Origin of the sequence: Nocardia rhamnosiphila NBRC 108938, from assembly GCF_000720425.1 — a bacterium.
Taxonomy (GTDB): domain Bacteria; phylum Actinomycetota; class Actinomycetes; order Mycobacteriales; family Mycobacteriaceae; genus Nocardia; species Nocardia rhamnosiphila.
Genome location: NZ_JOAJ01000003.1, coordinates 294,930 through 320,075 on the forward strand (window position 1 = coordinate 294,930; position 25,146 = coordinate 320,075).

At 69.0% G+C, this 25,146-nt stretch carries 24 protein-coding genes; 4 read left to right on the top strand and 20 right to left on the bottom strand.

Features of this window, described 5'->3' with window-relative positions:
* Window positions 1–314 precede the first annotated feature (314 nt).
* The 10 genes from IG75_RS0113170 to yajC all read right to left on the bottom strand — a co-directional run bounded on the left by IG75_RS0113170 (window position 315) and on the right by yajC (window position 14,476).
* Window positions 315–1,184, bottom strand: coding sequence for a MinD/ParA family ATP-binding protein (locus IG75_RS0113170; RefSeq protein WP_030521534.1), 870 nt, complete (start codon window positions 1,182–1,184; stop codon window positions 315–317).
* 14 nt (window positions 1,185–1,198) lie between these two features.
* The gene (locus IG75_RS0113175) at window positions 1,199–2,128 is read right to left on the bottom strand and encodes a DUF8176 domain-containing protein (RefSeq protein WP_030521535.1); all 930 of its coding nucleotides are present in this window, start codon (window positions 2,126–2,128) and stop codon (window positions 1,199–1,201) included.
* A gap of 57 nt (window positions 2,129–2,185) precedes the next feature.
* Window positions 2,186–3,832 carry a cutinase family protein gene (locus tag IG75_RS0113180; RefSeq protein ID WP_030521536.1) on the bottom strand — a complete coding sequence of 549 codons (1,647 nt, stop codon included), beginning with the start codon at window positions 3,830–3,832 and terminating at the stop codon, window positions 2,186–2,188.
* Window positions 3,833–4,262: 430 nt separating this feature from the next.
* Window positions 4,263–6,659, bottom strand: a complete 2,397-nt coding sequence (locus IG75_RS0113185) for a RelA/SpoT family protein (RefSeq protein WP_030521537.1) — start codon at window positions 6,657–6,659, stop codon at window positions 4,263–4,265.
* A gap of 176 nt (window positions 6,660–6,835) precedes the next feature.
* Complete coding sequence (locus tag IG75_RS0113190) at window positions 6,836–8,413, bottom strand: ABC-F family ATP-binding cassette domain-containing protein (protein WP_030521538.1); 1,578 nt, start codon at window positions 8,411–8,413, stop codon at window positions 6,836–6,838.
* A 185-nt stretch (window positions 8,414–8,598) separates the two neighbouring features.
* Window positions 8,599–9,105 (bottom strand): adenine phosphoribosyltransferase, encoded by a 507-nt coding sequence (locus IG75_RS0113195; protein WP_051714609.1) that lies wholly within the window; start codon window positions 9,103–9,105, stop codon window positions 8,599–8,601.
* Between the two features lie 96 nt (window positions 9,106–9,201).
* Window positions 9,202–10,887, bottom strand: coding sequence for an ABC transporter substrate-binding protein (locus IG75_RS0113200; protein ID WP_030521540.1), 1,686 nt, complete (start codon window positions 10,885–10,887; stop codon window positions 9,202–9,204).
* A gap of 18 nt (window positions 10,888–10,905) precedes the next feature.
* On the bottom strand, window positions 10,906–12,114 hold the full coding sequence (secF, locus tag IG75_RS0113205) for a protein translocase subunit SecF (RefSeq protein WP_081876845.1): 1,209 nt from the start codon (window positions 12,112–12,114) through the stop codon (window positions 10,906–10,908).
* 2 nt (window positions 12,115–12,116) lie between these two features.
* Window positions 12,117–13,991, bottom strand: coding sequence for a protein translocase subunit SecD (gene secD, locus IG75_RS0113210; protein ID WP_030521542.1), 1,875 nt, complete (start codon window positions 13,989–13,991; stop codon window positions 12,117–12,119).
* Window positions 13,992–14,095: 104 nt separating this feature from the next.
* A complete protein-coding gene (gene yajC / locus IG75_RS0113215; protein WP_030521543.1) occupies window positions 14,096–14,476 on the bottom strand; it encodes a preprotein translocase subunit YajC in 381 nt (126 codons plus the stop codon).
* 191 nt (window positions 14,477–14,667) lie between these two features.
* Between yajC and IG75_RS0113220 the strand changes: the two genes are divergently transcribed.
* Window positions 14,668–14,913 (top strand): DivIVA domain-containing protein, encoded by a 246-nt coding sequence (locus IG75_RS0113220; protein WP_051714552.1) that lies wholly within the window; start codon window positions 14,668–14,670, stop codon window positions 14,911–14,913.
* Window positions 14,914–14,957: 44 nt separating this feature from the next.
* Here IG75_RS0113220 and ruvB read toward each other — a convergent pair whose 3' ends face one another.
* The 4 genes from ruvB to IG75_RS0113240 all read right to left on the bottom strand — a co-directional run bounded on the left by ruvB (window position 14,958) and on the right by IG75_RS0113240 (window position 17,840).
* Entirely contained in the window at window positions 14,958–16,046 is a 1,089-nt protein-coding gene (gene ruvB, locus IG75_RS0113225) for a Holliday junction branch migration DNA helicase RuvB (protein WP_030521545.1), read from the bottom strand.
* A gap of 6 nt (window positions 16,047–16,052) precedes the next feature.
* Window positions 16,053–16,655 (bottom strand): Holliday junction branch migration protein RuvA, encoded by a 603-nt coding sequence (ruvA, locus tag IG75_RS0113230; RefSeq protein ID WP_030521546.1) that lies wholly within the window; start codon window positions 16,653–16,655, stop codon window positions 16,053–16,055.
* Window positions 16,652–17,221 carry a crossover junction endodeoxyribonuclease RuvC gene (ruvC, locus tag IG75_RS0113235; RefSeq protein ID WP_030521547.1) on the bottom strand — a complete coding sequence of 190 codons (570 nt, stop codon included), beginning with the start codon at window positions 17,219–17,221 and terminating at the stop codon, window positions 16,652–16,654. The genes ruvA and ruvC overlap by 4 nt, the downstream gene beginning before the upstream one ends.
* Window positions 17,222–17,315: 94 nt before the next feature.
* Window positions 17,316–17,840, bottom strand: coding sequence for an O-acetyl-ADP-ribose deacetylase (locus IG75_RS0113240; protein WP_030521548.1), 525 nt, complete (start codon window positions 17,838–17,840; stop codon window positions 17,316–17,318).
* Window positions 17,841–17,996: 156 nt separating this feature from the next.
* Between IG75_RS0113240 and IG75_RS0113245 the strand changes: the two genes are divergently transcribed.
* Window positions 17,997–18,398: a metalloregulator ArsR/SmtB family transcription factor gene (locus IG75_RS0113245; protein WP_051714553.1), complete on the top strand. Its 402-nt coding sequence runs from the start codon at window positions 17,997–17,999 to the stop codon at window positions 18,396–18,398.
* Entirely contained in the window at window positions 18,395–18,898 is a 504-nt protein-coding gene (locus tag IG75_RS0113250; protein ID WP_030521550.1) for an SRPBCC family protein, read from the top strand. Before IG75_RS0113245 ends, IG75_RS0113250 begins: the two co-directional genes overlap by 4 nt.
* Here the strand turns inward: IG75_RS0113250 and IG75_RS0113255 are convergent.
* From IG75_RS0113255 to IG75_RS0113265, 3 genes are all read right to left on the bottom strand, one after another.
* A complete protein-coding gene (locus tag IG75_RS0113255; RefSeq protein WP_030521551.1) occupies window positions 18,895–19,650 on the bottom strand; it encodes a YebC/PmpR family DNA-binding transcriptional regulator in 756 nt (251 codons plus the stop codon). The two genes, IG75_RS0113250 and IG75_RS0113255, sit on opposite strands and share 4 nt — an antisense overlap.
* A 12-nt stretch (window positions 19,651–19,662) precedes the next feature.
* Window positions 19,663–20,325, bottom strand: coding sequence for a pyridoxal 5'-phosphate synthase glutaminase subunit PdxT (gene pdxT, locus IG75_RS0113260; protein WP_051714610.1), 663 nt, complete (start codon window positions 20,323–20,325; stop codon window positions 19,663–19,665).
* A gap of 110 nt (window positions 20,326–20,435) precedes the next feature.
* A complete protein-coding gene (locus IG75_RS0113265) occupies window positions 20,436–21,254 on the bottom strand; it encodes an acyl-CoA thioesterase (protein WP_030521553.1) in 819 nt (272 codons plus the stop codon).
* A gap of 94 nt (window positions 21,255–21,348) precedes the next feature.
* Here IG75_RS0113265 and IG75_RS0113270 point away from each other — a divergent pair, with 94 nt between their 5' ends.
* Window positions 21,349–21,963 (top strand): nucleoside/nucleotide kinase family protein, encoded by a 615-nt coding sequence (locus IG75_RS0113270; protein WP_030521554.1) that lies wholly within the window; start codon window positions 21,349–21,351, stop codon window positions 21,961–21,963.
* A gap of 48 nt (window positions 21,964–22,011) precedes the next feature.
* Here the strand turns inward: IG75_RS0113270 and IG75_RS0113275 are convergent, their stop codons facing one another.
* The 3 genes from IG75_RS0113275 to pdxS all read right to left on the bottom strand — a co-directional run bounded on the left by IG75_RS0113275 (window position 22,012) and on the right by pdxS (window position 24,793).
* Window positions 22,012–22,746 carry an SDR family oxidoreductase gene (locus tag IG75_RS0113275; RefSeq protein WP_030521555.1) on the bottom strand — a complete coding sequence of 245 codons (735 nt, stop codon included), beginning with the start codon at window positions 22,744–22,746 and terminating at the stop codon, window positions 22,012–22,014.
* Window positions 22,747–22,861: 115 nt separating this feature from the next.
* The gene (locus IG75_RS0113280; protein ID WP_051714554.1) at window positions 22,862–23,755 is read right to left on the bottom strand and encodes a LysR family transcriptional regulator; all 894 of its coding nucleotides are present in this window, start codon (window positions 23,753–23,755) and stop codon (window positions 22,862–22,864) included.
* Window positions 23,756–23,872: 117 nt separating this feature from the next.
* Window positions 23,873–24,793 carry a pyridoxal 5'-phosphate synthase lyase subunit PdxS gene (gene pdxS / locus IG75_RS0113285; RefSeq protein ID WP_030521557.1) on the bottom strand — a complete coding sequence of 307 codons (921 nt, stop codon included), beginning with the start codon at window positions 24,791–24,793 and terminating at the stop codon, window positions 23,873–23,875.
* Window positions 24,794–25,146 lie beyond the last annotated feature (353 nt).

Genomic DNA, 25,146 nt, shown 5'->3' on the forward strand with positions numbered 1-25,146 from the left:
CTCCCTCAAAGGTCTGGCATGCGATCCGCGGAGCCCGGAGCGAAGGCGGAGGGATCGCAACATGATGCCTCCCTCCGCGTTCCGGATGGCCCGCGGAGTCACCGAAGGCCCAGCGACCCCATGACCCCGCCCCCGGGACGCAACCCACGGTCCGCGCAAGCCGGAGCCTCGACGGAAGGGACGCAACACAATGCCGCCCCCCGAAAAGTTCCGAATGGCCCGCGGAGTCACCGAAAGCCCAGCGGCCGCGTGACCCCGGCCGCGCGACGCGACACACGGTCCGCGCAGGCCGGAGCCCTGACGACGAGGCCGCCTCATGACGCCATCCCGGCGAGTAGTCGCTCGTAGGTCTGCCGCGTCTCGTCGGCGAGCGCGACGTGACGCACCAGTTCACCGCGTGCCAGGTGGGGGTCGTAGGGCACCTCGACGATATCGCGGACCCAACCGGCGAGATGTTCCCGCAAATGGTCGGCTACCCGCGAATCGGCGCCGCGCAGCTGATGGGAGACGACGATGGTGGTATCGCCGACGATCCCGCCGCCCATGGGTTCCGAGGAGTCGCCGTATTCGTCATCGAGCCATTCGAGTGTCACCCGCAGTCGGTTGGCCGCGTCTACCCGCGCCGGGATGGTCAAGACCAGCGCGACGTCCGCGTCGTCGAGCAACGGCCGCAACTGCCGGCTCGCGATCGGGTTTCCGCCGTCGTAGACACCGGTGTATCCGGCCTGGTCGACCGCCCGGGCCACGGTGAGATAGCTCGCGCGGCGGCGCAGCGGCGCAGCGTCACGCCACAGCAGGCCGATTCCGGAGGTGGCCCGGGACATACAGTCCTTCAACGGGGCGGGCTCGTCGTCGCCGCGGCCGTACAACCACTGCTGCATGCTGATCGGGTGCAGATGCTCGTCGGCGCCGCGCAGGGCCAGATCACCCCCGGCCGGCGTGGCGTCCACCGCGACCGTGGCGGTTCCCGCGAAACCGAGTTCACCCGCCAGCCCGAGCGCGGTGGTCGTGGTGCCGGCGCCGCCGCAGCCGCCCACCACCAGGATCGGCCGGGGCTCACCGGCCGCGCGGGTCCGGGCGCCACCCGGCAACCGCACCACCCGCGCCTTCCGGTCTCCGTCTGTCCCGTCCGTCACCTCGGCATCCGGTGCGGTGTCGAGCCAGCGGCTCCAATCCTCTCCCATCGCAGCACTCTCCTCTATCCGGCCGAGATACCCGTGATGAGGGTGCGGCCGTCGATCACCGCGGTGGTGACCGTTTGCCTGCTGTAGGTAGCGGGCTCGCCACCGGGCCGGAACTCGGTGACCTCGACCGTGTACCGGCCATCGGCCACGGTCATGATCCGTACGCAGTGCGCGGTGCCGGGCGCCACGCTGTCGATACCCGCCTGGATCACCTCGGCGGAGGACACCGGGGCGTCGGGGGCGACCGCGGCGCGCGCCTCGGCACCGGACCGCTGCACGTAGTAGGCGTATTGGAAGCGCAGCACGGCGTCGGGCCCGGAATTCGTGCCACCCGGCCCCGCGCCGCGCACCACCTGCGCGGTCTGTTCGGCCGGGCACGCCGCGGCGGCGGGATCGGCGCCGGTGCTCCCGGCGGTGAAGCGCAGGCCCGCGCCCCCGTCGGGCGCGGCTCCGGGGCCGGCGGCACCGGGTGTGCCGGGCGCCAGCAGGTACAGGACCACGGCGGCGGCGATACCGAGCAGCACCACGGCGGCGAGAAGGACTCCGGCGGTGCGGCGACGGCGGGCGCCGGGCTCGGCCCCGATATCGCGGAGCCGGGCCGGGGTGCGGCCGATCCGCGCCGGTTCGGTGAGCTCCTCGTCGTCGGCCCAGGGAAATCGCACCAGGTCCGCGTCCCGGTCGTCGCCGGGCGCGTCCACCCAGTCCGACCAGCCACCGGTGAATTCGGTGCGGCGACCGGACAGTTCGGCGGGCGCCGGATCGGGCCGGGCTGTCGCGCTGCCGGCCTCGGCAATGTAGTCGGGGTACCTGGCGGGGCCGTCGTCGGCCCCCGGGACGGCCTCGCCGCCGGGCTCCGGCGCGCGAGGCGGCACATCCGTGTCGCGCGTCCCCTCCGGCTCCAGCGGACCGTACCATCGATCGAGCTTTTTGTAGGACTTCAACATTCCCCCATTCCCGTGGCGCCGGGCGCGTGATCTGGCATCATCGATCCCTCTCGGCGATCAGTTCACGGAGAACGAGTCGGTTTCGGTTGTACGGGGTGTGGGAGTGGTGGTCACCGGACCCTCCGGGGCACCATTGTTCACTCCTGTCCCAAAAGGGAATTGTCCCGTACCGGAGGGAGCGGGCGCAGGCGACGCGCCGGGATCGGCACCTGAGAATCCGTTCGGAGCGGGAACTCCACTGTCCGGCATGCTCGGGACCTGCGGTATCGCCTTTTCCGCGACGGGTTCGTTGCCGCTGCCGTGTACCGCGGCGAGATCCCGAGCGGCGGCGGCGAACCAGTCGGCGATGAAGCGCGTGGGCGCCTCACCGGTGGCCGAAATGGCCGCATTGCCATAGGCCTGGTGCCGCTGGATGGTGTCCCAGTAGCGCACCCATGTCGTGGTGTCGAGCAGGGCGTGGTTGTCGGTGATGTTGTCGACGACCGCGTCGAAGGCCTGACTCACCAACCGGATACCGGTGGTGGGTGGAACGAGCTGCGGAACGGCACCCAGCAGTTTGACTCCCAGCATCAGCAGCGCCGCCGGGGGATTCGCCAGACCGGCGGTGGCCAGTTCGGCGATCGCCGTGGGGTTCAACACCGTACGGACCACGGTGACCACCGCGTTCAGCCCGATCATGCCCACTTTCAGCAGGGCTCGCATGGCGCCCGGAATATCCAGCGGGGTCCGCGGATCGGCGGCATCGGCCAGCCGTTCGGAGATCGACTTCTTCGGCGAGATGTTCAGCGTCGCCAGCGAGGTGCCCTGGATGTCCTCGTTGACCACCTTGGTGGCCGTTTTGATCGAGGTGAACGCCAGGGCCTGCGCGATCGAGGTGAGCGAGGCGATCGGATCGCCGCCGCTGAGCTTCATCTGCCCCACGACACCGGCCACCGCCTTGAGGATCGGCGCGCCCTCGGGGGCATCGCAGGCGAGATCGCCCGCGGCACAGAAACTGGCCACCCGCCCGGTGAGCGCCCCGAAGTTCTCCGCGGTATCCCGATCGGGCGCGATACCGCCGCCGGTGGCCGGCGTCTGGTTCAGTGCCGCAATATGCCCGATCTCGGTGCCCTCGGTACCGGGCGCGGGGTCGGGATTGGCCTTGCCCGGCGCACCGGGGAACAGCGGGGCTCCGGCGTTGCGGGTCGGGTCACCGATCAGGGCGACGGCGGCGACCTTGTCGGCGGGCAGGCCGCCCTGCCCCTGGCCGATCTCCTGCGCGAATACCGAGGCCACATGCGCGCCCTGCGAATACCCGACGATCGCGAAGCGGGTCTCCGGGCACCGCTGCGCCACCGAACCCGCCATACTGCGCAGCCGGATGAGGCCGCCCTTCACCGAATCCGAATACGGCGTGGCGCTGCCGCCGTCGACCCCACCGAAGCTGGACTCGTACGGCACATAGGCACGCTCGACCAGCCCCTGGTCGGGCGCCGCGGCCATGAGCGGCCGGAAGACGGTGGACAGCATGCCGGTATCGGTCGTGGGGGCGGCATCCGGCGAGGATTCACCGGTGCCCTGGATCCCCAACGCGTACAGTGCCGGACACGACGTCACCGCGAGTTCGGTCGCCGGGCCCGCCGGATTCGGCGGTTGAGCGTACGCGGGAGCGGCGAGTGTGCCCGCTGCCGCCGTCGCCACAGCGACGGTGAATGCGATCAGCATCCCCGAGAATCTTGTGCATCCAGCCATAGCGACCCGCAATCAGTCCTACCGCAGTTACCGAGCGCGACGAAACGCAGTAAACGGTAACAGATTCCGGCTATGACCGCTGAAGCGCCGAAGAGTTTACGCGACCCGCCAGCACGACCCGTACGTGACGCGGCGCGCCGAAGCCCGAACGTTATATTCTTCCGGCAACCGCAGAAGTGCTGCCAAGACCCCGAAACACGTCCCGGGACACCCCTCTTCCCGTCTCGGTGCAGGAGGGAATCCGCAGGAAACGCACGCGGTCACCACAGGGACACGCAGAACACCGGCCGACGCCTGCGCACCGCTCGGCCGCCGAGACCACCGCGGACGCACTCGTACACACGGCCACGGTGGACACCGGGACACCCGGGAAGACGACGACCACAGCCGACGCAGGAGCCACTCAGGCGGCGGAGGTCACCCGGTACACGTCGTAGACACCTTCGACATTGCGGACAACATTCAGCAAATGCCCGAGATGCTTCGGATCACCCATCTCGAAGGTGAATTTACTGATCGCCACCCGGTCGCCATGGGTGGCCACCGACGCGGACAGGATGTTGACCTTCTCGTCGGCGAGCACCTTGGTGACATCGGAGAGCAACCGGGTGCGGTCCAGCGCCTCGATCTGGATGGCCACCAGGAACACCGAATGCGGCGACGGCGCCCACTCCACCTCGATGATGCGTTCGGACTGGGCGCGCAGCGAATCGGCGTTGGTGCAGTCGACCCGGTGCACACTCACCGACCCGCCGCGGGTGACGAAACCCATGATCTCGTCGCCCGGTACGGGAGTGCAGCATTTGGCCAGCTTCGCGACAGTCCCCTCGGCGCCCGGGATCAGTACCCCGGCATCACCGGTGAGCCGCTGCCGCGACGGTGTGGTGGACGGCGTGGACCGTTCGGCGAGTTCGTTCTCGACATCACCGATTCCGCCCAGCTGGGCCATGAGCCGCTGCACCACGTGGTGCGCGGAGACCTGGTGTTCGCCGACGGCGGTGTAGAGCGCGGAGATATCGCTGTAGTGCAGTTCGTGGGCGACGGCGGTCATGGCGTCGACGCTCATCAACCGCTGCAGCGGCAGTCCGACGCGGCGGACCTCCTTGTTGATCTGTTCCTTGCCGCTCTCCAGTGCCTCTTCGCGACGCTCCTTGGCGAACCACTGCCGGATCTTGGCCTTGGCGCGTGGCGAGACGACGAAGGTCTGCCAGTCACGGCTGGGCCCGGCATTGGGCGCCTTGGAGGTGAAGACCTCGACGACCTCGCCGTTCTCCAGCTGGCGTTCCAGCGCGACCAGCCGTCCGTTGACCCGGGCACCGATGCACTTGTGCCCCACCTCGGTGTGCACCGCGTAGGCGAAATCCACCGGAGTCGACTTCTGCGGCAACGTGATCACATCGCCCTTGGGGGTGAAGACGAAGATCTCGGGCGCCTTGAGGTCGAAGCGCAGCGATTCCAGGAACTCCGCCGGGTCGGCGGCCTCCCGCTGCCAGTCGAGCAGCTGCCGCATCCAGGCCATATCGTCGACCTCGGCGGCGTCCCCGGAATGGCGGCCCTTGGTCTCCTTGTAGCGCCAATGCGCGGCGATCCCGAATTCGGCGGTCCGGTGCATATCGTGCGTGCGGATCTGTACCTCGAGCGGTTTACCGTCCGGGCCGACCACCGTCGTATGCAGCGACTGGTAGACGCCGTAGCGGGGCTGAGCGATGTAGTCCTTGAACCGCCCGGCCATGGGCTGCCACAGCGAATGCACCACACCGACGGCGGCGTAGCAGTCGCGCACCTCGTCGCACAGGATCCGGATACCCACCAGGTCGTGGATATCGTCGAAATCCTTCCCCTTCACGATCATCTTCTGGTAGATCGACCAGTAGTGCTTGGGGCGGCCCTCGACGGTGGCGGGGATCCGAGATGCCGCGAGGGTGTTGACGATCTCCGCGCGCACCTTCGCGAGATAGGTGTCACGTGACGGCGCCCGGTCAGCGACCAAGCGGACGATCTCGTCGTATTTCTTGGGATGCAGAATCGCGAACGCGAGGTCCTCCAGCTCCCATTTCACGGTGGCCATACCCAGCCGGTGCGCCAGCGGCGCGATCACCTCGAGGGTTTCGCGTGCCTTCTTGGCCTGCTTCTCCGGGGGCAGGAACCGCATGGTCCGCATATTGTGCAACCGGTCGGCCACCTTGATCACCAGGACACGCGGATCGCGCGCCATCGCGATGATCATCTTGCGGATGGTCTCGGCCTCCGCCGCGGCGCCCAGGTTCACCTTGTCCAGCTTGGTGACGCCGTCGACGAGGTGGGCCACCTCGGAACCGAAATCCGCGGTCAGCTGTTCGAGCGAGTACCCGGTGTCCTCGACGGTGTCGTGCAGCAGGGCCGCGACCAGGGTGGTGGTGTCCATCCCCAGCTCGGCCAGGATATTCGCGACGGCCAGCGGGTGGGTGATGTAAGGATCACCGGATTTGCGGAACTGGGTCGCGTGCCGCTCGTCGGCCACGTCGAACGCCCGCTGCAGCTGGGTGAGATTGGCCTTCGGATACAGCTCGCGGTGCACCGTGGCCAGCGGCTCGAGCACCGGTTTTACCGCCGGAATGCCGCGCTGACCGGTCATCCGCCGGGCCAACCGGGCCCGTACCCGGCGCGACGCCGAACTCGGGACCGCGCCGGAGGACCGGACACCGTCGGGTTCGGGCGCGGGCTCCGGGCGCGAACCGGCGGCAGGAGCAGGGGTGGCGGCACCGTTCGACTGCGAACCGGACGTCTGCTCGACATTCGCCTCGCCCAGATGCTGAGTCATGCCACCACCTCTCCGTGCCGCGGCAGATCACCGCAACGTTCCAGACCACCAACTTTAACCCCCACAGCACCGTGGGAAACCCCCGCCGCAACACCATCGACATCGATCGATATCCCCGGCCACCCGGGTGAACGCCCGATCGCACCCCGGCGTTCCCCCGGCGGCGCGGTCGGGGGTCATTCCACCAGACCGGCCGGGGTCAGTTCCACTTGCCGGGTGACCCCGATCTCATCCAGGAACCGCTGATCATGACTCACCACCAGCAGCGCTCCCTGATACGCGGCGAGTGCCTGCGTGAGATGGCCGAGACTCACCAGGTCGAGATTGTTGGTGGGTTCGTCCAGAATCAGCAGGCCGGGCCCGGGTTCGGCGAGCAGCAGAACAGCCAGCGCGGCCCGCAACCGCTCGCCACCGGACAGGGCGGCGGCGGGCACATCGGCGGCGGCACCACGGAACAGGAAACGGGCGAGCTGGGCGCGGATCCGTTCCGGTGCGGCGTGCGGGGCGGCGTCGGCGACATTGTCGTAGACGGTCCGGTGCTCGTCGAAGATATCGAGACGCTGCGGCAGCAGCCGCCAGGGCACCCGGGGCGGTTCCGCGGTGATCCGCCGCAGCAGCGTGGTCTTTCCCACGCCGTTGCGGCCGGTGATCGCCAGCCGCTCCGGCCCCCGCACCGCGAGCGATACGACCGGTCCGTTGGCCAGTTCCACTCCGTCCAGCTCGACGACCTCCTGCCCGGGATGCAGGCGGGTCCCGGGCAGATCGACGCGGATCTCGCGATCATCGCGCAGCATCTCCTCGGCCCTGTCCAGCCGTTCCCCGGCATCCTCCACTTTCTCCAGATGGTTGTTGCGCAGTTTGCCCGCCGCGACCTGCGCCTGCCGTTTGCGCTGGCCCATGATGATCTTCGGTTCACGTTTGTTCTCGAACATCTTCTGCCCGTACCGCTGCCGCCGGTCGAGTTTGATCCGGGCCTGCACCAGTTCGCGCGACTGTTTGCGCACATCGCTGCGGGCCTCCCGGACCGCTGCCCGCGCTGTCTCCTGTTCCTGTTCGACGGCGCGCTCGTAGTCGCTGTAGTTGCCGCCGAACAATCGCAGCGTGCCGCCGCGGAGTTCGGCGATGGTGTCCATCCGCTCCAGCAGATCGCGGTCGTGGCTGACCACCACGACGGTCCCGGTGAACTGTGCGACCACCTCGTAGAGGCGGGCGCGGGCGGCCCGGTCGAGGTTGTTGGTGGGTTCGTCGAGCAACAGCACATCCGGTTCGGTCAGCAGTTGCGCGCCCAGGCCGAGCAGTACGGTCTCGCCACCGGACAGCGTCGCCAGGCGGCGATCCAGCTGCTGTACACCGTCGGCGAGGTAGCCGAGTCCGAGCCGGCCGAGCATCGCCACCGCGCGTTCTTCGATATCCCACTGCGCCCCGACGATGTCGAAATCGGTCTCGGCGCAGCTACCGGATTCGATGCGATGCAACGCTCCTCGGATCCCGGCGATACCGAGTACCTCGTCGACGCGCCGGCCGACGGCGAGCCCGAGATCCTGGCGCAGATAGCCCAGCTCCCCGGTCACGGTGATCGACCCGCGAGCGGGCAGCAGATCGCGCGCGACCAGCCGCAGCAGCGTGGATTTCCCGGCGCCGTTGGCTCCCACGAGCCCGATATGGCCCGCGGTGAGCACCGCGTCGAGCCCGTCGAACACCGGAGTCCCGTCCGGCCAGGTGAATGAAAGATCGGAAAAAGAAATATCGGCCATGGCTGCCCCTGGAGGTATCGATACGGAGGCGACGCGCAGAACGCGGGCCGCACGAGCGACTACCTCATGAGAGCAACGGCAGCTCCGATCCTCGGAAACAAGACTCCGGCGACGATACGCGCCGGCCACCACGAACGCCAGCACATTACGCACCGGGTCACATTTCGGCCCGGGAGTCGAATGGCTTACACGGTGACGATCGATGTGACCGGGTACTCGCCCTGCCGGGCCCGGCCACCCAGCGCCTCGAGTTCCAGCACGACCGCGGCAGCCACCACCTCGGCCCCGGCATCGGCGAACAGATCGGCCGCCGCGGCCAGCGTACCGCCGGTCGCCAGGACATCGTCGAGCAGCAGGACGCGGCGGCCCTCCAGCGCCACGCCGGTGGCCGGAATCTCCAGCGCCGCCGTACCGTATTCGAGTTCATACTCCCGCGTGATCACCGGCGGCGGGAGTTTGCCGCGCTTACGGACGGCCAGCACACCGGTTCCCAGTGTCGTGGCGACTCCGGCACCGAGCAGGAAGCCCCGGGCATCGACCCCGGCCACCAGATCGGCATCCGGCACCAGCGCGGCCAGACAGTCGACCACTGTGCGGAAGCCCTCGGGATGGGCGAAAACCGGGGTGAGATCGGCGAATCGGACCCCCGGCTCCGGGAAGCCGTCGGCCCAGCGGGTGTATCTGCGCACCATCGCGGCGGCCTGACCGGATCGCCCGGCCACCGCGTCCGCGGGTTCGACCGCCGAGTGTTTGCTCATCGACACCTCCATGATCGGCTACCGCGCAGCTCAGCGCTGCAGGACCCACTGGTCCATATTCCAGCCGGATCCGGCCCGGGTGGGCCCCGCGACGGCGTTCTGCAGCCCTCCGCCGAAGGCGATGGTGCGCGGGGTCGCGAACAACGGAACGCTCGGCAGCTGTGCCCACAGCAGGTTCTCCGCCTCGGTGAGCAGATTCAGCTGATCTGTCGAGTTCTCGTCGGCCGCAAGCTGATCCGTGATCGCATCGTAACGGCCGTTGCGGAACCGACCGGCATTGAGCCCACTGCCGCTGCGCAGTCCGCTCACCGCGGCGATACCGTCGAGCGAACCGGCCGGACCGGGCAGTCCGCCGGGGCCGCCGAGAACCGCGTCCACCGCACCGCCGGCCAGTTGCGCGGTGCCGAAGTCCGGGGTGCCGGCGTCCTCCACGGTGATCCCGGCCTGCCGGCAGGAGTCCGCGATCATCGATACGGTGCGCGCGCGGCGGGCATCCGGGGCGAGATAGCCGACACGAACGGTGAGCTGCTTCTTCCCGGACTCGGCGAGCGCGGACTTCGCCCCCGCCACATCACCGCCGGCGAATGGATCGGCGGCGCCGGTCACCGCCGGGTAGAACGGCGAATCCGGCTGCACCGTACGCGAATCCGCAAGACCCGAGCCCAGCCCGGTCTCCGGCGCCTCCGCTACCCGGCCCAGCTGGTCGAACAACGCCTGGCGGGGCACACACAGCGCGAACGCGCGCCGCGCGGCATCGGTTTCGAAAACCCCACCCGTGCCGAGCACCAACTGCTCGACCCCACGGCTGGGCCGCTGTTCGACCGCGAAGGCGTCCAGGTTCAGATCCGGCAGCGAGCCCGTACCGATATCGACCACCGAGACCGAACCGTCCGCGATATGGGCGGCGAGATCGGCCGGTTTCGGGTACACCACGATCCGGCCCGTGGCGGGGGCGTCACCCCACCAGCGTTCGTTGGCCACCAGGACCAGTCCGTTGTCGAGGTCGAACGATTCGATGCGGTAAGGCCCGGAGGACGGGAACGCGGTGATATCGAGATCACCGGGCGCCAGATTCCACCCGGTGTTCCAGAACTGGGCCAGCCGGTCCAGCGCGGGCCGGTCGTCGTTCTGGACGGCGGCGACGATATCGGGCACATTCGCGGCCTGGGTCGCCACATGCGCGGGCATCAGTTCTCCGGCGGCGAACAGGGTGCGCCAGGGCGAGTAGCGACGGCCCGGCCGGAACACCACCGTGCCGTCCTTGGACCCGGGCTGGCACTCCACCCGCTCGATATCCTCGTAGCCGGCCGTGCTCGCCGAATCGAACCCGGGAAACCGGCCGCTGCGTGCGGCCCAGGTGAACACCAGGTCGTCACACGAGGTGGGGACGCCGTCGGAGTAGACACCCGCGGGGTTCAGCCGGTACTGGATGGTCTGCGCCTCCCCCGGCACCTCCTTGGCGGACCCGGTATCGGTATCGGCGATCGGCTGCCCGTCGGGACCGGTGTAGAAGAATCCGGTGAGCACCCGGCCGAACACCGCCTGGGCCGCGGCCGCCCCGGCGGTGGTCCCGCCGTTGTAACTGGTGACGGTGGTGTCGACGGCGTAGCCGATCGAGGGCACCTTGTCCTTGCCGGAACATCCGGCCGCCAGCCCGGCCGCCGCGACCGTGGCCGCGAGCAGCGCGATCGTCCGGCGCAGAGATGAGTGTCGCATCGAACTACCCCTCGTCTGTCAGTGCCGCCTCTGTCGTTTTCCGGTGGGGCGGGCGCCGGGCGGAGGCCCGCCGGGCCCGGTCCTGCGTGGGTTGCGCTGATCCAGATCTTCGGATGCGCCCGGGGGGCGCCGGCCGGGTGCCGCCGCGGGCCGGTCGGCACCGGGAACGGGCCGTCCGCTCGCCTGCGCCGCGCGACGCGCGTGCACCTTCTTCGTATGCGCCGCCACCGGGCCCCAGCGTTCCTTGATGGATACCAGCAGCGGAGTCGCGAAGAAGATCGACGAGTAGGCGCCGACCAGGGTGCCGACGAGCTGCACCAGCGCCAGGTCCTGCAGTGTGCCGACCCCCAGCATCCACACCGCGATCACCATCAGGCCGATGATGGGCAGCGCGCCGATGAGGGTGGTGTTGATGGAACGCATCAGGGTCTGGTTGATGGCCAGGTTCGCCTGTTCCCCGTAGGTGCGCCGGCTCGTGTGCAGCACCCCGCGGGTGTTCTCCTCGACCTTGTCGAAGACGACGACCGAGTCGTAGAGCGAGAACCCGAGGATGGTGAGCATGCCGATCACCATCGCAGGGGTCACCTCGAAGCCGACCAGCGAATACACCCCGGCCGTGACCAGCAGGTCGAAGACCAGGGCGGCCAGCGCCGCCAAGGCCATATCGCGTTCGTAGCGGATACCGATGTAGACGCTGACCAGTACCAGGAACACCGCCAGCGCGATCAGCGCCTGCCTGGTGATCTGCCCGCCCCAGGTCTCGCTGACATCGGAGGCGCTGATGGCGTTGCGGCTGGGGTTCCCGCTGTCGTCGCGCGGCTGGAACTGGTCGAACAGCGCGGTCTGCAGGGCGCCGAGCTGTTCGGCATCCAGTGTCTCCGAACGGATCAGGATGGTCTTGCCGTCGCCGGTACCCACGGTCTGCACCGATTCGGGCTCCGAACCGATGGTGTCGCTGTAGACCGTCTCCACCTGCTCGGTGGTGACATCACCCGCCGGTAGCTGGATACGGGAGCCACCGACGAAATCGATACCGAAGGTGAAACCACGCACCGCCATGCTGACCAGGCAGACCAGCACGATACCGGCGGTGATCAGGTACCAGCGGCGGCGGTTGCCGACCACATCGAGTACACCGGTGCCGGTGTAGAGGCGGTTCAACCAGCTGTGCCGGGCGCCGGAGGGGCGCGGCGCGGAGGGTTTGTCCATCGTCACGGGGCTGTTCATCGTCACGCCTTCCCGACCGCGGCCTCGGCCGCCTTGCGTTCCCGGGCGAGCTCCTGCATCGCGCCGAGCCCGTTCACCGACGGTTTGGCCCAGAAAGTGGACCGGGAGGCCAGGTGGACGAGCGGTGCCGTCACCAGGACCACGACCACCACGTCGAGGATGGTGGTCAAACCGAGCGTGAACGCGAAGCCGCGCACCTGGCCGACGGCCAGCGCGTACAGCACGGCGGCCGCGATGAAGCTGACGGCGTTACCGGAGAGGATGGTCTTGCGCGCGCGCTGCCAGCCGCGCGGTACCGCCGACCGGAAACTTCGTCCCTCCCGCATCTCGTCCTTGATGCGTTCGAAGAACACGACGAACGAGTCGGCGGTCATACCGATACCGATGATCAAACCGGCGATACCGGCCAGGTCCAGGGTGAACCCGATCCAGCGGCCGAGCAGAACCATGATCCCGTACACCGCGAAACCGGATCCGATCAGCGACAATGCCGTGAGGAATCCGAGCATGCGGTAGTAGACCAGACAGTAGATCAGCACCGCGACCAGGCCGACCGCCCCGGCGAGCAGGCCCGCCTTCAGCGAGGACAGCCCGAGAGTCGCCGACACCGTCTCGGCTTCGGAGGTCTGGAACGACAGCGGCAGCGAACCGTACTTCAGCGTGTTCGCCAGTTCCTTGGCGCTGGCCGCGTTGAAATCACCGGAGATCGAGGTGCGTCCGCCCAGCTGGGGGCCCTGCTGGACCACGGGTGCGCTGACCACCTCCGAATCGAGGACGAAGGCGACCCGCTGCTGCACGTACTCACCGGTGAGCGAGGCCCAGGCATCGCTACCGCTGCCCTTGAACTCGAGGTTGACCTCGTGCCGCGCCTGCTCGGTGTTCAGGCCGGAGGTCGCGTTGGCGATCTCCTGTCCGTCGATCCGGCTCTTGTCGAGCAGGAACACCTCTTTACCGTCGGTGGAGCAGGTGACCAGCGGCAGATTCGGATCGTCGTTGCCGGCGAGCGGATCGGCGGCGGTGCAGTTCAGGGATGCCATGGCGAGCTGCTGGGTGGTGGGATCGGTGCTCTGCCGGATGGCCTTGGCCATCTCGATCTCCTGCTGCGCCTGTTCCTGTGGGCTCAGCGATCCCTCGGCGGGAGTGGCCGGCGGGGCATTCGGATCCTGCGGAGCGGGAGCCGGAGTGGTCTCGGCGGGCGCCGACGGTGCGGTGGGCGGTTCGCCGGGCGCCTGAGCCGGATGGACATCGACCTCGCTCTCCGGCAAGGGCGCGGCGGCGGGGGTCTCCTCGGCCGGTGCGGTGGCGCCGGTATCGGGAACCGTACCGTCCTGAGCGCCGGTATCGGGCGTGGTGCCCGCATCGGGAGCTGTGCCCTCCGCACCGGTACCGGGTACCGCGCCCTCCGCACCGGCCGGTGCGGGAGCGGGCTCGGGCGCCGGGGTGGTCTGGCCCGGGGCCGGGGTGGTGCCGCCCGGGGCCGGCTGCTGCGCGCTCGGCGCCGGCGCAGCGTTCAGGACCGGCCGGATGTACAGCTTGGCGGTGCTGGCCAGAGTGCGGGCCTGCTGGCTGTCCTCGCCCGGGACGGTGATGACCAGGTTGTCCCCGTCGATCACGACCTCGGATCCGGAGACGCCGAGACCGTTGACCCGGTTCTCGATGATCTCCTGTGCCTTGGCGAGGCTGTCCTTGCTGGGCCGGTTCCCGTCGGGCGTTCGCGCGGTCAGGGTGACCCGGGTACCACCCTGCAGGTCGATGCCGAGTTTGGGTGTCGGTGATTTGTCACCGGTGAAGAACACCAGCGCGTAGATCGCGGCCACCAACACGCCGAACAAGGCGAGCCAGCGGAATTGGTGCGCCGATCCCTGGGACGGTGGCACAGGTCGTCATCTCCTAGGCGGAAGTTCTGGGTGGAACGGCCACGGCACATGCCTATACCACCGGTTGCCCGGGATATCCGGTTCCGGTGGCCGGGCCGTGGTGATCAGTCCTTGGTCAGCCGGGTTTCGGTCTGTGCCGGGGTCTCCTCGGCGGCGGCCGCGGCGGGGGCGTCGGCGGAGTCGGTCGACTCGGCGCCCTCAGTGCTGTCACCAGCGGTTTCGTCGTCGGTATCGTCGACGCGCACGTCGCGGATGGCCGCACGCAGCCAGGTGGTCACGACATCCTCGGCGATCTCGAGATCGACACTGGTGTCGTCGGCGTCGACCACGGTGCCGTACAGGCCCGAGGTGGTGGTGACCCGGTCACCGACCTTCAGACTGTCCTGCATCTGGGCGACTTTGTCGGCCTCTTTCTTCTGGCGGCGCATGCCTAGGAACATCGGCACCAGCAGCGCGACCAGTATGAGCGGAAACAGCAGATCCATGGTCGAAGTCAGTTCCTGATCTGGGTGGGGAGGGGGACAGGTACGCACACAGTCTGCCAGTTCTTCGGATCCGCGCCACACCCGCACGCCCGAACACGCGGTGTCCAGGTTTCGCCGGGGAGGGCCGGTGGCCCATATCACCCTCGGGTGAACCGCCGACGGCGGCGGCCCGTGCACGCGATAATCGACCGATGACTCCCGAAGACGTTCACCGAATCACGTTTGCGCAAGCGCCATTCGGGCGTCGCGGCTACCGGGAGCAGGATGTCGACGAGTTACTGGACCTGATCGCGGCCGCACTGGCCGGGCGTGCGACGCTCACCTCCGAACACCTGGATCGCGGGATCCGCACCGCGTCGAGTATGTTCCAGCGCGGCTACCACCCCGACCAGGTGGACCACTTCCTGGAGCAGGTACGCCGCCGGTTCGGTTTCTGAGCGGCGTGTGGTTCGGCGGGGCGCACCGCGCCCGTTGCCGAGGTTCACTCGAATAGGTCGAGCGTGGGATGCGGTTCGCGACCGCGGACCTCGAGCGCCCCGAACACCAGGTCCGGCGGCGGCGTCAGGCCCAGATGTGTCCAGGCGGCGGCGGTCGCCACCCGGCCGCGCGGGGTCCGCGCGACCATCCCGGCCCGCACCAGGAACGGTTCGCACACCTCCTCGACCGTGGCCGGTTCCTCACCGACCGCCACGGCCAGCGTCGACACACCCACCGGTCCCCCGCCGAAACCCCGGACCAGGGCGCCCAGCACGGCACGGTCGAGCCGGTCCAGGCCCATCGGGTCGACGTCGTAGACCTCGAGCGCCGCCCGGGCGACCGCCAGGGTGATCAGACCGTCGGCCCGGACCTCGGCGTAGTCACGTACCCGGCGCAACAGCCGGTTGGCGATCCGGGGCGTCCCCCGGGAGCGGCCCGCGATCTCGGCGGCGGCATCGGTATCGATGCCCACGCCGAGGATCTGCGCGGAGCGCTGCAGGATCAGCAGCAGCTCGTCGGGCTCGTAGAAGTCCATATGGCCGGTGAAACCGAACCGGTCGCGGAGCGGACCGGTGAGCGCACCCGATCGGGTGGTGGCGCCCACCAGGGTGAACGGCGCGATATCGAGCGGAATCGAGGTCGCGCCCGGCCCCTTGCCGACCACCACGTCGACCCGGAAATCCTCCATCGCCAGATAGAGCATCTCCTCGGCGGGCCGGGCCATACGGTGGATCTCGTCGATGAACAGCACGTCCCCGGCGACCAGGTTGCTGAGCATGGCGGCCAGATCACCCGCGCGTTCCAGGGCCGGACCGGAGGTGATGCGCAACGCGGTGCCGAGTTCGGTGGCGATGATCATCGCCAGGCTCGTCTTACCCAGCCCCGGGGGACCCGACAGCAGGATGTGGTCGGGTGTACCGCCCCGCGCCCGGGCGCCGCGCAGCACCAGGGCGAGTTGTTCCCGCACCCGCGGCTGACCGATGAAACCGTCCAGCGAGGTGGGACGCAGTCCGGAGTCGGTATCACCGTCGGAGGCGAGATAGCCGGCACTGACCGGCGAGTCCGGCGAGGTCTGGTCGTCGTCGTATTCCATTACGGCCTAACGATTCCTGCCCAGTGTCCCGAGCGCGGCACGCAATGCCGCCGATGTCCCGGCGTCGGGATTCTCGGCCAGTACCGCGTCCACGGCCGGCTCGGCCTGTTTGAGCGGGAACCCGAGGCCGGTGAGCGCCTCCACTACCTGATCGCGGACCGGCGTGGATACCGGCGTGACAGCGGCCGCGCGGTCCGCCGGTACGGGGACCAGGTTCACCTTGTCGCGAAGTTCCACGACCATCCGCTCGGCCCCGCGCTTGCCGATGCCCGGCACCCGGGTGAGGGCCGCGATATCGCCCGCGGCCAGCGCCTTGCGCAGCGCCTCGGGTTCCAGCACCGCCAGCACCGCCATGGCCAGCCGCGGCCCCACCCCGGACACGGTCTGCAACAGACCGAACAGATCGCGCGACTCGGTATCGGCGAACCCGTAGAGGGTCATCGCGTCCTCGCGCACGATCAACGCGGTGAACAGCGTGGCCTCCGCACCGCGGGTGAGACCGGCCAGGGTCGCGGGGGTGGCGTTGAGCCGGTATCCGACGCCCGACGCCTCCAGCACCACATGATCGAGGGCGAGTTCGAGGACTTCGCCGCGTATGGACGCGATCACCCGCGTACCGCCTTCCGCTGCTGTTCCAGTCGTTGTGTGTACTGCTGCCGGGCCCGTTCGGCCAGGGCTTCGGCCCGTGCCATCCGCTCCAGCAGCGGCGCCCGCCAGCAGTGGCAGATGGCGAGCGCCAGCGCGTCGGCGGCATCGGCCGGTTTCGGCGGGGTCGCGAGCCCGAGAATCCGGGTGACCATGGCGGTCACCTGTTTCTTGTCCGCACCGCCGTTACCGGTGACGGCCGCCTTCACCTCACTGGGAGTATGGAACATGACCGGGATATCGCGGCGCGCGGCCGCCAGTGCGATGACCCCGCCCGCCTGCGCGGTGCCCATGGCGGTGCGCACATTGTGCTGCGCGAACACCCGCTCGATCGCCACCACCTCGGGACGGTGGGTTTCCATCCACTCCTCGGCGGCGTCGGAGATCCGCAGCAGTCGCCGGGCCAGGTCCATCTCGGCCGGTGTGCGGACCACATCCACCGCGATCGCCCGCACGGTGCGCCCCGCGCCCCCTTCGACCATGCTCACCCCACACCGGGTGAGCCCGGGGTCGACGCCCATCACCCGCACCGACGAATCCCTTCCCAGAACGAACAGTTGTTCGAAGTCTAGTGCAGGACCGGGTATCTGGGCGCCAGGGACACGGGCCCGGGTCGCTGGGGGCTCAGCGACCCAGCTGCGCTGCGAAGATGTCGTACGCGGCGGCGTCGTAGAGCACGAACCGCACTTCCTCGACCCGGGTCGCGGTGGCGTGGACGGTGTCGATCGCGATCCGGGCCCCGTCCTCCATCGGCCAGCGGTACACACCGGTGGAGATCGCCGGGAACGCGACCGTCCGCGCGCCCAGTTCGTCCGCGACCCGCAGTGATTCGCGATAGCAGGAGGCCAGCAGCGGGGCGAGCCGGGCCGCGCGGTCGCCGCGGGCCGACCACACCGGGCCGACCGTATGGATGACCCACCGGGCCGGCAGGTCGCCGGCCGTGGTCGCCACCGCCTGCCCGGTGGGCAGTCCGCGGGGGTAGTCGGTCTCCCGCAGCCGCCGGCATTCGGCCAGGATCGCGGGTCCTCCGCGCCGGTGTATCGCACCGTCCACCCCCCCGCCGCCGAGCAGCTCCGAGTTGGCGGCATTGACCACCGCGTCGACCTGCTGCTCGGTGATATCCCCGTGCACGAGAGTCACAGCGACCATGCCGCCATTGTGCCGCCGCCCACCGCCCCTCTCTCGGTGGCACGCCCGCGCCCCTCGATCGATACCTGCATGTCTCGGCACTACCGCCGGTCATCCGTGACATACCCCGAGGCGTCCACTGGACAAAAGCGTAACCGGGTGGTTACGCTTTAGCCTGTGGACGAAGTGGCCGCGGCAATCGCCGATCCGATACGACGAGAGATCTTGGAGATGCTGCGCGGCACCCGGTATACCGCGGGCGCGATCGCCGCCCGGTTCCCCATCAGCCGGCCCGCGATCAGCCGGCACCTGCGGGTGCTGCGCGACAGCGGCCTGGTTCGTGACGAACTGGTGGGGCGGCAGCGCTACTACGCCCTCGACACCACACCACTGCGCGAACTGCGCACCTGGCTCGCCGCTCTGGACGAACCGGCCGCGTGGGAACACCGGCTGGACGCGCTGGCCACCGAGGTCCACCGGACCCGGCGCGAGCGCAGGTCCACCACCGCCCGAGCACCACAGGGGCCACCCTCCTCGGGCGCCCCGGAAACGATCGACAACAAGGAGAACTCGGCATGACCATCCGCCCCACCGGACGCCTGGAGAACACACCGGCCGGCCACGATCTGGTCCTCACCCGGACCTATCGCGCACCCATCGCGGACGTGTGGGCCAGTATCACCGAATCCGAGCGCACCGCCCGCTGGTTCGGGCCGTGGCAGGGCGAACCCGGGCCGGGCCGGACGATACGGGTGCGGTTGTCCTACGAAGAGGGGCAGCCGTGGAGTGAGTACACCGTCGACGCGTGCGAGCCGCCGCGTCACCTCGCCCTGCGCGCCGTCGACGAGCACGGCAGCTGGCATCTCGAGGTCACGCTCACCGAACACGAGGGGCTGACCGAGCTCGTCTTCGTCCACCACTTGATTTCGCCCGAACAGCTGCCCGAGATCGGGCCCGGCTGGGATTACTACCTGGACGCGCTCGGGGCGTCACGCACGGAGGCGCGACGCCCCGACTTCGACGACTACTACCCCGCGCTGCGGGATCACTACACCGCACTCGCGGGTCGGTCCAGTTAGTCGGCGTCCAGTTCGGCCAGCACCTCGTCGGAGATGTCGACATTGGTGTAGACGTTCTGGACGTCGTCGCTGTCCTCCAGCGCGTCGACCAGTTTGAACACCTTGCGGGCACCGTCCGCGTCGACCGCTACGCTCACCGACGGCTGGAAACCGGATTCGGCGGAGTCGTAGTCGATATCGGAGGACTGCAGCGCCTTCCGGACCTCGATCAGGTCGCCGGGCTCGCTGATGATCTCGAAGGATTCGCCGAGGTCGTTGACCTCCTCGGCGCCGGCGTCCAGCACCGCCATCAACACATCGTCCTCGGACAGACCGTTCTTCTCCAGGGTGACGATGCCCTTACGGTGGAACAGGTAGGACACCGATCCCGGATCGGCCATGTTTCCGCCGTTGCGGGTCATGGCGACACGGACCTCACCGGCAGCCCGGTTGCGGTTGTCGGTGAGGCATTCGATCAGGACGGCGACACCATTGGGGCCGTAGCCCTCGTACATGATGGTCTGCCAGTCGGCGCCGCCGGCTTCCTCGCCGCCGCCGCGTTTACGTGCCCGCTCGATATTGTCGTTGGGAACCGACGATTTCTTGGCCTTCTGGATGGCGTCGAACAGCGTCGGGTTGCCTTCCGGATCGCCACCGCCGGTCCGGGCCGCCACCTCGATGTTCTTGATCAGCTTGGCGAAGAGCTTGCCACGCTTAGCATCGATCGCCGCCTTCTTGTGCTTGGTGGTGGCCCATTTGGAGTGGCCGCTCATTCCCTACTTCCTTCAGGTCGATGGCACGGTATCGCTCGACAACGCTACGCCACGGACCAGATCGACGAACATTCGGTGCACACGGTGATCACCGGTGACTTCCGGGTGGAAGGCCGTGGCCACCACGCGGCCCTGCCGGACGGCGACGATCCGGCCGGCGGCCGGGCCGCTCGGCACCCGGGCCAGCACCTCCACCCCGTCACCGGCCCGTTCGACCCACGGCGCGCGGATGAACACCGCCCGGACCGGGTCGCCGGGCAGCCCGGCGAATTCGATATCGGTTTCGAACGAGTCGACCTGGCGCCCGAAAGCGTTGCGGCGCACCGTCATATCGATTCCGTCGAGATGTTTCGCATCGGCGCGGGTGTCGAGCACCTCGCTCGCCAGCAGGATCATTCCGGCGCAGGACCCGAACGCCGGCATCCCGGCGCGGAGCCGGGCGCGCACCGGTTCGAGCAGTTCGAAGATCTCGAGCAGTTTGCTGATCGCCGTGGATTCCCCGCCGGGCAGGACCAGCGCGTCGACGGCGGCCAGCTCGTCCGGGCGGCGGACCAGAACCGGGTGGGCACCGCATTCGGCGAGCACCGCGATATGTTCCCGGACATCACCCTGCAGGGCCAGCACGCCGATAGTGGGCTGGTCGGGCGCGGCACCGGCATCCGGTGCGGCCGCCACTTCCGGGGACACCGCAGACTCGTTCACGTGTGCGAGCTTACGAGCCGGACCGGTGTGCTCGGGGTCACGCCGGTCCCGGACGGACACCCGGCGCCCGCGGACCGTCCCGGCTAGGAACGCAGCGTCCGGATCAGACCCTCCTGCACCACCGCGGCCACCAGCCGGCCGTCGCGATCGAAGATCTTCCCGCCGGTCAGGGCCCGGCCGAACCCGGCGGATGGCGACGACTGGTCGTAGAGCAGCCAGTCGTCGGTGCGGAACGGGCGCAGGAACCACATCGCGTGGTCGAGCGAGGCGTTCTGGGTGGGCTCGTCGGGATGGGTGACCTTGGAGGAGCCGAGCAGCGTCATATCGCTCATATAGGCGAGCGTGCACACATGGAACAGCGGATCGTCGGGCAGCGGATGCCGGTAGCGGAACCACACCTGCTGCGGCGAGACGACCCCGGGCCGCTTGGTCACCCGCTCTTGCGGCACGGGCCGGATATCCCAGTGCTCCCATTCCCGCATGGCCCACAGCCGCTCGGGATCCATACTGGTCGCGGCATCGGGAAGATCGTTCGGCGGCTCCACATCGGCCATCTCGTCCTGATGCGACGGGCCCTCGTCACCGAGGTGGAAGGACGCCGACATGGTGAATATCGCGTCACCGTCCTGCACCCCGGTGACCCGGCGGGTGCAGAACGAGCGACCGTCCCGGATCCGGTCCACCAGATAGACGGTGGGCGCCCCGGGGTTGCCGGGCCGCAAGAAGTAGCCGTGCAGCGAATGGACCTGGAACCGCGGCTCCACCGTGCGCACCGCCGCCACCAGTGCCTGGCCCGCCACCTGGCCGCCGAACGTACGCGGCAGCTGGGTCTTGGTGGACGCGCCGCGGAAGATATCCCGCTCGAGGCGTTCGATCTCCAGTGCCTCTTCGATAGTCGCCATCCGCCGAGATTATCCCGAGCCCCCGTTTTTCCACGATCCGGTCACGGGTAATCCCCGTCACCGGCCGCCCGGCCGGACCTGCTGTGATGGTCCGGTGCCGCGTTTCACTCCGACCACCCCCGACGCTCTCGCCGAACTGGTGACCCGGGACCTGCGGACGCTGGACGGGTACCGGGTGGTCGGTGTCGACGGCGCCGACGCGGCGGGCCCGCTCGGGTTCGCGGGACACGCCGCCGAGCGGGTGCGGGCCGACGGACGGCCCGCCGAAACGGTCTCGCTGCACGATTACGTCCGGCCCGCCTCGCTGCGGATGGAGTTCGGCCGCGACGCGACCTCGTACCGGTCGAGCTGGTTCGACTATGCGGCGCTGCGGCGCGAAGTACTCGATGCGGTGCACCACACCGGTACCTGGCTACCCGCGCTGTGGGACGAGGCCGCCGATCGCTCCGCACGGGCCCGCCGGCGCACCGCGCTGCCCGGGACCGTGCTGTTCGTGGCGGGCCCTATGCTGCTGGGTCGCGGCCTGCCCTTCGATCGCACCGTCCGCCTCGACCTCAGCGCGGCCGCGCTCACCCGCGGCACCCCGGGCGACGATGCCTGGACCGTACCGGCACTGCTCGTCCACGATCGCGAAAACAGCGAGGCAGCGGATTATTTCGTGCGCTGGGACCATCCCGACCGGCCGGCTCTGCGGACCGGCATCGGCTGACCGCGCGACAAACGGCCGATCTTCCGGTCCATGCCGGGTGCCGGAACATCAGACCAGGCGGTGACCGCCATCCGCGTGCAGAACGGTGCCGGTGACGAATGGATTGCGCATGAGGGCGAGGATCGCGGCCGCGATATCGTCCGGCCGCCCGATACGGCCCACCGGTAGCCTCGCCGCCATGTCCCGCTGTCGCTGTCCCGGGTCACCACCACCGATCGATTCCCAGATCGGGGTATCCACCCAACCCGGCGAGATGACGTTGACCCGGGTCGGTGCGAGTTCGAGCGCCAGCGCATAGGCCAGCGAGGCCACGCCGCCGTTCACGGCGGCGACCATCGCCGAACCCGGGCCCGGCCGATAGGCGGCGATACCCGAGGTCAGTACGAGCGAACCCCCCGGAGCGACATCGGCGTACTTGGCGACCAGTGCGGGTCCGAAGAGTTTCGTATCGACGAGGGCTCGGGTTGCCCTGGGTTCGAAGGACCGGATGGGCGCATACATTCCCCGCACATCGGCGGCGGTGACGATCGCGTGGTCGATCCGGCCGAGGCCGGCGAACAGCGTCTCGACCTCGGCTTCCCGGGTGATGTCGACCTGCCGGGTATGCACCGTGCCGGTCCCTTCGGGCAGCGTCGCCGCTGCCGTCGCGAGCCGGGCGGCGGACCGGCCGGCGATCACCACCTCGGCACCCGTAGCGAGGAGTTCCCGGGCGAGCGCGAGACCCATTCCGGAGCTGCCACCGATGATGACGACCCGTTCGGTCGCCGTCGTATCTGCTGTCATGACGCCAGTCGACCACCGGCGAGATCCCCGGTCCATGTGGTAGTTGCGCACAACCGTTCGGCTCCGGCGAACGTCGCTGCCGGGAGGGCTTTTGCGCACCGCCCACGGCGCGCGGTCAGAGTTCGGCAGGTCCGGTGAGCGCACCGGCCGGCAGCATCTCGAGCACACCGCGCAGCACCGGATGACGGCTGTCGCGCGGCCACGCCGCGACATAGGTGACGATCAGCGGATCGCCGGGGAAAGCACGCCAGACCAAGCCCGGGCGCCGTGCCCGTAACGACCCCACACCCACCACATCGTCCCGGGACGGCAGCACCGAAACCATCTGGGCATGGCCGAGCACACTGTCGCTGAGCCTCATCCGCACGCCCCGCGCGCGGAGCTCGTCGAGCAGCCTGTCGTGCAGTCCGGGAGCCACGTCGCGGGGAAAAAGGATCAGTTCGTGGCCGTCCAGCTCGTCCGGAGTCAGAATCGAGGCGCCGGCCAGCGGATGGGTGGCCGACATCAGGATCCCGAGTTCCTCGGCGGCCACGGGTCGCCGGACGAAGGCGGCAGGCAGCTGGACCGGTGCCCGGAGCAGCGCCAGATCCACTGCGCCCGCGGCCAGCAGCTCGGCCTGCTCGGTAGTGGTACCGCTGGTCAGGACCGTCCGGGCACCCGGGACCGCAGCCCGCGCCAGTTCGCCGATCCGGGTGGGTAACCAGGGCGGTGCGCCGTTGACCAGCCCGAGACGCAAGCGCGGATCGTCGACGCCGCCCGCCCGCCGGGCCGACCGGACCGCCTCGTCGGCGGCGCGCAACACCGCACGACCCGATACCAGCAGGGCCGCTCCCGCCGGGGTCAATTCGGTCCGGCGGCCGCGCAGCACCAGGGGCGTACCGAGCTCCCGTTCCAGTACCTTCAGCTGCTGGCTCAGGGTGGGCGTGGTGATGAACAAGCGGTCGGCGGCGCGACCGAAATGCAGTTCCTCGGCGAGTACGACGAAGTACCGCAGCTGCCGCAGTTCCATCCGCGCCGCGCTACCGAGTGCGCCGCGATCCGGTGTCGCACCGCGGCAGCGGATCGAGGCCGCCGCCGCACGCCGGACACGAAGACGGCACCGGACCGCCGGGATTCGGCGCGCCGATCACCAACCGCGTTCGGCCAGCCGATGCGGCTGCGGGATCTCGTCGACATTGATACCGACCATCGCCTCACCCAGCCCGCGCGACACCTTGGCGAGCACATCGGGGTCGTCGTAGAACGTGGTCGCCTTGACGATCGCGCTCGCGCGCTGGGCCGGGTTGCCGGACTTGAAGATGCCCGAACCGACGAAAACGCCCTCGGCGCCGAGCTGCATCATCATGGCCGCGTCGGCCGGGGTGGCGATACCCCCGGCGGTGAACAGCACGACGGGCAGTTTCCCGGTTTCGGCGATCTCCTTCACCAGTTCGTAGGGCGCCTGGAGTTCCTTGGCGGCGACGAACAGTTCATCGGTGGGCAGGGAGGCCAGCCGGGTGATCTCCTGCCGGATCTTACGCATATGCGTGGTGGCGTTGGAGACATCGCCCGTGCCCGCCTCGCCCTTGGAGCGGATCATGGCCGCGCCCTCGGTGATCCGGCGCAGCGCCTCACCGAGATTGGTGGCGCCACAGACGAACGGCACCGTGAAGTTCCACTTGTCGATGTGGTTGGCGTAGTCGGCGGGGGTGAGGACCTCGGATTCGTCGATGTAGTCGACGCCGAGGCTCTGCAGCACCTGGGCCTCCACGAAATGCCCGATCCGGGCCTTGGCCATCACCGGGATGGAGACCGCTTCGATGATCCCGTCGATCATGTCCGGATCGCTCATCCGGGACACCCCGCCCTGAGCGCGGATATCGGCCGGTACCCGTTCGAGCGCCATCACCGCGACGGCGCCGGCATCCTCGGCGATCTTGGCCTGGTCGGGGGTGACGACGTCCATGATCACCCCGCCCTTGAGCATCTCGGCCATACCGCGCTTCACGCGGGCGGTACCGGCCTCGCGGGTCGCGTCGGGGGTCTGGGTGGTCTCGGGCGTGGTCACGGCAGCTCCTGTGTCTGTTGCCAGGTGGGGATCGTCGATGAACACCACGATTCTAGGTGGGGCGACAAACCGGCTTCATAGCCAGTTGGCGCACACTGGCCTGGCCGCGACCTGCGATCGACCGGCGAGCTCCGGCTACTGGACCGGAAAACGGCGCCGCCGGACCGGTTGGACACCGGCCCGGCGGGGCGCTGCGAACCGATTCAGATCGGATCGACCACCAGCAGCTTCGCCCAGTACTCGGCGGCGCCGGGACCCAGAATCGGCAACAGATAATCGAACAGGATGTAGGACACGTACTCACCTCCACACACCGAATCGACATATTCTCGGCGTGTCAAACCGTCTGCGAC

What these genes read in the sequence shown, in the direction of transcription:
- IG75_RS0113170 (WP_030521534.1), bottom strand. Translation starts at nt 1,184, where the DNA reads ATGGGAGAGGATTGGAGCCGCTGGCTCGACACCGCACCGGATGCCGAG.
- IG75_RS0113175 (WP_030521535.1), bottom strand. Translation starts at nt 2,128, where the DNA reads ATGTTGAAGTCCTACAAAAAGCTCGATCGATGGTACGGTCCGCTGGAG.
- IG75_RS0113180 (WP_030521536.1), bottom strand. Translation starts at nt 3,832, where the DNA reads ATGCTGATCGCATTCACCGTCGCTGTGGCGACGGCGGCAGCGGGCACA.
- IG75_RS0113185 (WP_030521537.1), bottom strand. Translation starts at nt 6,659, where the DNA reads ATGACTCAGCATCTGGGCGAGGCGAATGTCGAGCAGACGTCCGGTTCG.
- IG75_RS0113190 (WP_030521538.1), bottom strand. Translation starts at nt 8,413, where the DNA reads ATGGCCGATATTTCTTTTTCCGATCTTTCATTCACCTGGCCGGACGGG.
- IG75_RS0113195 (WP_051714609.1), bottom strand. Translation starts at nt 9,105, where the DNA reads ATGGTGCGCAGATACACCCGCTGGGCCGACGGCTTCCCGGAGCCGGGG.
- IG75_RS0113200 (WP_030521540.1), bottom strand. Translation starts at nt 10,887, where the DNA reads ATGCGACACTCATCTCTGCGCCGGACGATCGCGCTGCTCGCGGCCACG.
- secF (WP_081876845.1), bottom strand. Translation starts at nt 12,114, where the DNA reads ATGAACAGCCCCGTGACGATGGACAAACCCTCCGCGCCGCGCCCCTCC.
- yajC (WP_030521543.1), bottom strand. Translation starts at nt 14,476, where the DNA reads ATGGATCTGCTGTTTCCGCTCATACTGGTCGCGCTGCTGGTGCCGATG.
- IG75_RS0113220 (WP_051714552.1), top strand. Translation starts at nt 14,668, where the DNA reads ATGACTCCCGAAGACGTTCACCGAATCACGTTTGCGCAAGCGCCATTC.
- ruvB (WP_030521545.1), bottom strand. Translation starts at nt 16,046, where the DNA reads ATGGAATACGACGACGACCAGACCTCGCCGGACTCGCCGGTCAGTGCC.
- IG75_RS0113240 (WP_030521548.1), bottom strand. Translation starts at nt 17,840, where the DNA reads ATGGTCGCTGTGACTCTCGTGCACGGGGATATCACCGAGCAGCAGGTC.
- IG75_RS0113250 (WP_030521550.1), top strand. Translation starts at nt 18,395, where the DNA reads ATGACCATCCGCCCCACCGGACGCCTGGAGAACACACCGGCCGGCCAC.
- IG75_RS0113255 (WP_030521551.1), bottom strand. Translation starts at nt 19,650, where the DNA reads ATGAGCGGCCACTCCAAATGGGCCACCACCAAGCACAAGAAGGCGGCG.
- IG75_RS0113265 (WP_030521553.1), bottom strand. Translation starts at nt 21,254, where the DNA reads ATGGCGACTATCGAAGAGGCACTGGAGATCGAACGCCTCGAGCGGGAT.
- IG75_RS0113275 (WP_030521555.1), bottom strand. Translation starts at nt 22,746, where the DNA reads ATGACAGCAGATACGACGGCGACCGAACGGGTCGTCATCATCGGTGGC.
- IG75_RS0113280 (WP_051714554.1), bottom strand. Translation starts at nt 23,755, where the DNA reads ATGGAACTGCGGCAGCTGCGGTACTTCGTCGTACTCGCCGAGGAACTG.